The organism is Legionella tunisiensis (assembly GCF_000308315.1).
Taxonomy (GTDB): domain Bacteria; phylum Pseudomonadota; class Gammaproteobacteria; order Legionellales; family Legionellaceae; genus Tatlockia; species Tatlockia tunisiensis.
In genome coordinates this window covers 1-5,356 of the sequence record NZ_CALJ01000117.1, presented here as the reverse complement: position 1 = coordinate 5,356, position 5,356 = coordinate 1, and the positions used below count along the sequence as shown (strand labels likewise).

Sequence of the window (5,356 nt, the reverse complement as noted above, 5' to 3'; positions counted from 1 at the left end):
ATATGGCATGGGATCACTTATTCAATGTCTCAAAAAACGACCGTTAATTGATAAAGGGGGCATGCATAAAAGAACTCCAGTAACACTGCCCTGCCCTTCTTCAGATTCCCATTACATTATCAAAGTTCCAAAAAGTCGATGAATGTTGGAATTTCTAATAGAGTATAGTTTTAGTAAATTAAAAATTTGCACGCCACCCCAACCTGAAAATATCATGAACATTGACTTAAAGCTTTGTTATCCGTTGCATGATTTTATCTTTATCAATAAAGAAATGCTTAAATGCCGCAGCAATGTGAAGAATCATTAAAATAATTAAAATATAACTCAGCCATATATGTAAAGTCAGAAATAATGACTCCAGAGTATCATTTGGTTCTATTAACTCTGGCAAATTAAACTCAAGGAAAAAACAGGTAAATCAGAAGCAGAAAGGAGAAGCCAACCCGTCATGGGGATTATAAACATAAAGGCATAACAAAAATATACCATACACTTTGAAATAAGTTGCTCCCAATATGGAAGGGTTGTCAAGGATGGAGAAATATTCATAAGTCTCCAGATGAAGCGAATAAAAACCAATATTAATATTGATAAACCTATATCTTTATGCCACTCATATAAAGAAAATCGCACGGGCAGTCTGGTCATCACTACCCCTAATATTACAACTGCGATCATAAGTAACGCCATTAACCAATGTAGAAATATACTGATTACTCCAAATCGATCTTCATTATTACGAATCTTCATAACTTTGTTCTCTAAAGCGTTTTAAGGTACTCCAACAGCGCATCTGTCTCTTTTTTGGACAAACCTTCCTCAGGAAAACGATGTCCTTGGTTACTTAGACCATAAATATTAGTTTGATAATAAAGCCGCTTTTCTTGTTCAGTTTTTGCTGTATCCGGCAGTTGAGAAAACTCCTTTATTTCAAGCCCTATTCTATTTTGATCATATCCATCTTCCGTTCTAAACCAAACTGAAGGACGTTTCTCTGGGTTTAACAAATGCCATAAGGTTGGAACTGAGCCATTATGGAGGTAAGGTGCGGTAGCCCAAATACCATCAAGCGGCATAGCAACATAGGCATTTTTTGTTAAATTTAATGGAGTTTTTCCATAGTAACCTATCCATGTCCTTACCAAATGTTTTTTAAAATCGGTAGATAAAAGCGTTCGGGCAGGATCAGTTCCGAGATCGTCAAGATCTATCAATCGTTCAGGATAATATCTTTTATCACCATATTTACCATGACAGATGGCGCACTGAGCGCGAAAAATCTTCTGACCTTTTTTCGCGAGTTCCATATCAATTTTCCAAGGATACTTGGGAGATCGTAATGAATCAATCCAGGCAAGTATAGATTTAAAATCGTTATCCCAGTTATAGATAGTTTCGGCAGGAACAGAAAAATCGAAAACAAACTGCATGATGTCTCGATGTGATTTTTTGACAAATCCATCATAATAAAGATTTTTTTATGATGTACATTCCAGAATGCTGGCGTATCCATGGGTATATTCAATGATCTATGAGATGGTTGTGGAAACTGCAGTTTATCGGGTGTAAGATGCAAATTATCATCACGAACAAGCATGTATAAAACTGCGCCAGCCCATGCATTATTTACTCCACGCACTGGATCTGGTGCTTCGGGAGGTAAAATTTTTGGTGCTGGTTTTATTTTTCTATTTGATTTAGCAAAAAGAAGAGCCAAGTCTTCATTAAAAGTTGCAAAATTAATATGGCTGTTTCCAAGTCCTAGTATCACAGTTCCTGCAACCTTACCCCCATGGCATGCCAAACAGTTGATTGAAAGGTTATTTTTACTATCTCGAGTAAACTGCTGGGGAATATCACCCTTTGTACGGTCAGGGCTCTCTTGAAAACCATAGCGTTTTAGAGCCATGATCCGCCGTTCATTTTTCGATGCTTTTTCAGCCTGTGATTTTAATGGCTCTGGCCAGACTGTCCAAAGAGAATCGTATTCATCTTCATTTAATAATGGAGGAGCAAACGGTTTATTTAACAGTAGCCAATAACCACGTTGTGGCAGGGATAAATTAGAAGGAACTTTGTTCAATTCATTTGCTTTAGCATTAAACATCCAGCATAAAGCCAAACCTAGTAACATAATCCTAACAAATTTTGGCATGGATATAATTTTCATACAATTCCTTGTAAACTTATATTTAACTATTTCTAGACTCAGATATATTTACCAAAGTCTAAAAAAGCCTGCCATGGCTATTTTACTACCCTAATGTTCGAATAAATTTAAGGAAGGAGTCTTGATCCTATCAAAATAAATACTAACATTTTTTTACAGTTTTCAACACAATTCGCAAAACTGTCGCTTGCAAAGTCGAAGTAAATCAACAACTGTGTGATCACATGCGGGTAATGGGCTTGGTAAAAAATAAGAGTAAAAATAACCCGTAATTGGGAAAGACCCTAATTGCAATTTCTATCGCAGAAAACCACTACAAATGTCGTACTGTGTATAACAGTGTCGTACTCAAATACGCAAAATCGATATTTACTGACTTTTCTGATACTATTCGGCTGCCTTTTCTAATAAATAGGTGAACAACCATGCTTGATTTAGCGAAACTGACGGAATTTAACCATGCCTTAGTATATGGCTTTGAGCCAGAATCTAGTCCCAACCGTTTGGCAGGTTCAGAAGCACTTGAAGATGGACTTTTTCCCAGAAGCTGGTCAACATCAAGATATGTTAAATGCTTATCTTTATGCCCAAGAAACCAATTTGTAACTGCGAAGTCGTATAACTTCGTATAATGTATGCTATACGAAGTTATTACGGTGGGTCAAAACCATACATGGTTTTATTGGAAAATCGTTAATGCAGGTTCACAATATGAAATCGGGTGAATACACTAATGAAATTGTTTTGCGATGGCACTTAAGCGCTGAATTAAGTATTCATTTTGCTTGTTATCTGTCTGATTTCCATGAATGTCAATCCCCACAGCAATTTGCAGGATTTTTAAATAAGCAATTTGGTATGGATTATCAATCTGCTTTAGATTTTATTTCCTTATTAGAGAAAATTGCCAAAGATGGAAAATACACAATTCATGAGTCACTGCAACCTGTTATCAATTATGAAAGTCCTGCAATAAAGGGAATTCTAGTAATAAATAAATTAGCTAGTGCTTATAACCTCAATCAATTGAATGATACGGAAAGGAATACAGTCAACAAAATTGTAAAAATTTGTATGTTCCCTCCTCTTATTCCTGAGGCTATGGATCGATGGGCCCAAACTACCGTAGACCATTTACACACTTGCGATTCCAAAAACTTGAAAGAAGTTTCTGAGTTTTTAGCAACAATTTTTTATGAGCTCACAGAGGTGCATCCTTTTGGTAATGCAAATGGAAGAACAGCGACCTGTCTTACTAATATTTTCCTTCGTGCATTTGGCTATCCTAGCATTGTTTTACGTCACCCAGGAGAAAGAGAAAATAAACATAGTCTATATCAAACGGCCTTTGAAGAAATTGACTCATCTTTACTGCCATTAATAGAACTGATCCATACTCGTATGGTTGAAGCCCAGGAAAAAACTTTTGGGGATGAAAAACGAAAAAAATGATTGAATTGCGAGTCGCTTTTAGTGATTTATTACAGGAGACCAAGTCAAAACATCCAAAGTTTAATATAGTTGCATTCGAGAAAAAGCTGCTTTCTTCTCCAAAGAGTTTATTCGCAATGCAAATGGCTGATGCGACAGCAGCATCAATTTGCATTCTCTCGACGGGTATCGACGAGCTTTCTAAGTTAGCTGAACAATTAGAGCAAGAAAAACAAAAGAAACCTACTTTATTTTCAACGGCTATTATAGATAGCAAACATATAAGTGCTGTTATAAACAGCTTAGAAAACATATCAGGTCAGGTTGGCTGGAAACACAATGCAAAAAAGGGATTTGTCACTTGGCTAGAACTTCCAGATATGGAAAAAGCTAAAGAAATTGCTTCTAAACTAGAGTCAACCAAGGCAGCAAAAGTCACTCTATCACGACGAGCTGATAATAAAATTCCGGTCATAAAATGTGAAGATATTGACTGTCAAAAACTTATTAATGCGACTCATCGGGTTGATGATAAGAGATTGGCAAAGAATGAAGATTTTGCTGTAACGCAATTAACAAGTTAGGCTTAAAGTACCGCTCTGAGGTACAAAGGCAGACAATGCACGCGATGGTTTAACCCGCTCTGGGACTGGATCTATCATCAAAGAATGCCTTCAAATTGGCGGTTAAGCGCACGATCTTTAGTCCCAGGCCGATTAATCAGACTGCAATCTTAACCTTTTAAACAACATGAAGTTTATTCTTTGACAATATGGCCGAGTCCATATAAGACTTAGTGAGCGGATTGGCTGTTTCGATAGGAACGGGTCAATCATCGTTTTTGTCTTTTGTTGTCAAGCTATCTGTGCGTAGCCCACAGCAAGTGTAATGATCGATGCTCACACATGAACATTTACCTGCAGGTATACCATCACAGTTTGGTTTGCAACCTTTGGGCGCTGCGGGCTTAGTCGTCGTACTAACTGCATTTGCCGCCAGTGCATTTGTGCCGATAAAACAAGAAAACACAAATAGAGCTGTTATCATCCGTGATTTCATTAGGTTCTCCTGTAATTTGATGTACTCAAAATTAAGTGTAGAGCAATTTTTGATCAAATTCTACTCATACCTCGAGCTCGGATTTTAAGATTTATGCCACCGTTTAATTCTGCTTTAATAGGCCCGCCGTTACGGTTCGTGCTTCCAGCTTAAAAAGCGTTATTCCAGACGTTGGTATTTGGATGAGACTTATATCAAGATAAAGGGCGAATGGAAATACCTGTATCGAGCCATTGTATAACCCATTGAACAAATTATACTATTTATTATTTTTTATTGACGCCAAAAGATCAATATTATATCATGATGTAAGTTAATTTGACTTACTGTAAAATTTCCATCCTTTATAAGGATATAAATATAGCTCATATTAGTAGTAACACAACCTACTCCTTCTCTTCATCTCTGCCAAGCATGATGCAATCTCAAATTGAAGCTGCTCAGGCATATATGACCCGCTACAAAGATACAAAAAAACTCTAAAGGAATTTCAAGAAGAATTTAAAGATATTATCAACTCACTTGTTCGATACACTCCTTCTGTGGGAGGAATCCCTTTCGAAGATTTCTCTTTATTTGACTTAGATGACCTCACACCAGAAGAAATAGACATACTATCAACTGAAATGGAGCTTATTCATCGTCAATTAAATAGTTATCAAGGGGGATAGGATAATGGAAGTACTGTATTCC

The 5,356-nt window shown here is 36.7% G+C and carries 6 protein-coding genes and 1 pseudogene; 3 read left to right on the top strand and 4 right to left on the bottom strand.

Going from position 1 to position 5,356, the window contains the following annotated elements; translation table 11 throughout:
- Window positions 1–226 precede the first annotated feature (226 nt).
- The 4 genes from BN58_RS37665 to BN58_RS31640 are packed head-to-tail and all read right to left on the bottom strand — an operon-like array spanning window position 227 to window position 2,173.
- Window positions 227–394 carry a cytochrome b/b6 domain-containing protein gene (locus BN58_RS37665; RefSeq protein WP_019216426.1) on the bottom strand — a complete coding sequence of 56 codons (168 nt, stop codon included), beginning with the start codon at window positions 392–394 and terminating at the stop codon, window positions 227–229.
- Window positions 382–753, bottom strand: coding sequence for a cytochrome b (locus tag BN58_RS37660; protein ID WP_051131868.1), 372 nt, complete (start codon window positions 751–753; stop codon window positions 382–384). The genes BN58_RS37665 and BN58_RS37660 overlap by 13 nt, the downstream gene beginning before the upstream one ends.
- 11 nt (window positions 754–764) lie before the next feature.
- Window positions 765–1,217 carry a c-type cytochrome gene (locus tag BN58_RS08265; RefSeq protein WP_026069350.1) on the bottom strand — a complete coding sequence of 151 codons (453 nt, stop codon included), beginning with the start codon at window positions 1,215–1,217 and terminating at the stop codon, window positions 765–767.
- Window positions 1,214–2,173 carry a hypothetical protein gene (locus tag BN58_RS31640; RefSeq protein WP_026069349.1) on the bottom strand — a complete coding sequence of 320 codons (960 nt, stop codon included), beginning with the start codon at window positions 2,171–2,173 and terminating at the stop codon, window positions 1,214–1,216. Before BN58_RS31640 ends, BN58_RS08265 begins: the two co-directional genes overlap by 4 nt.
- Before the next feature lie 858 nt (window positions 2,174–3,031).
- Here BN58_RS31640 and BN58_RS33435 point away from each other — a divergent pair.
- The 3 genes and pseudogenes from BN58_RS33435 to BN58_RS29710 form a co-directional block, all read left to right on the top strand.
- Window positions 3,032–3,625, top strand: a complete 594-nt coding sequence (locus BN58_RS33435; RefSeq protein ID WP_232220450.1) for a Fic family protein — start codon at window positions 3,032–3,034, stop codon at window positions 3,623–3,625.
- A complete protein-coding gene (locus tag BN58_RS33430) occupies window positions 3,622–4,188 on the top strand; it encodes a hypothetical protein (protein ID WP_019216423.1) in 567 nt (188 codons plus the stop codon). The genes BN58_RS33435 and BN58_RS33430 overlap by 4 nt, the downstream gene beginning before the upstream one ends.
- A 626-nt stretch (window positions 4,189–4,814) precedes the next feature.
- Window positions 4,815–4,898, top strand: a pseudogene (locus BN58_RS29710) (DDE-type integrase/transposase/recombinase); the annotation flags it as partial.
- Window positions 4,899–5,356: the final 458 nt, after the last annotated feature.

Bases quoted from the DNA above. Each gene is read 5' to 3' on its own strand.
- BN58_RS37660 (WP_051131868.1), bottom strand. From the start codon at position 753: ATGAAGATTCGTAATAATGAAGATCGATTTGGAGTAATCAGTATATTT.
- BN58_RS31640 (WP_026069349.1), bottom strand. From the start codon at position 2,173: ATGAAAATTATATCCATGCCAAAATTTGTTAGGATTATGTTACTAGGT.
- BN58_RS33435 (WP_232220450.1), top strand. From the start codon at position 3,032: ATGGATTATCAATCTGCTTTAGATTTTATTTCCTTATTAGAGAAAATT.
- BN58_RS33430 (WP_019216423.1), top strand. From the start codon at position 3,622: ATGATTGAATTGCGAGTCGCTTTTAGTGATTTATTACAGGAGACCAAG.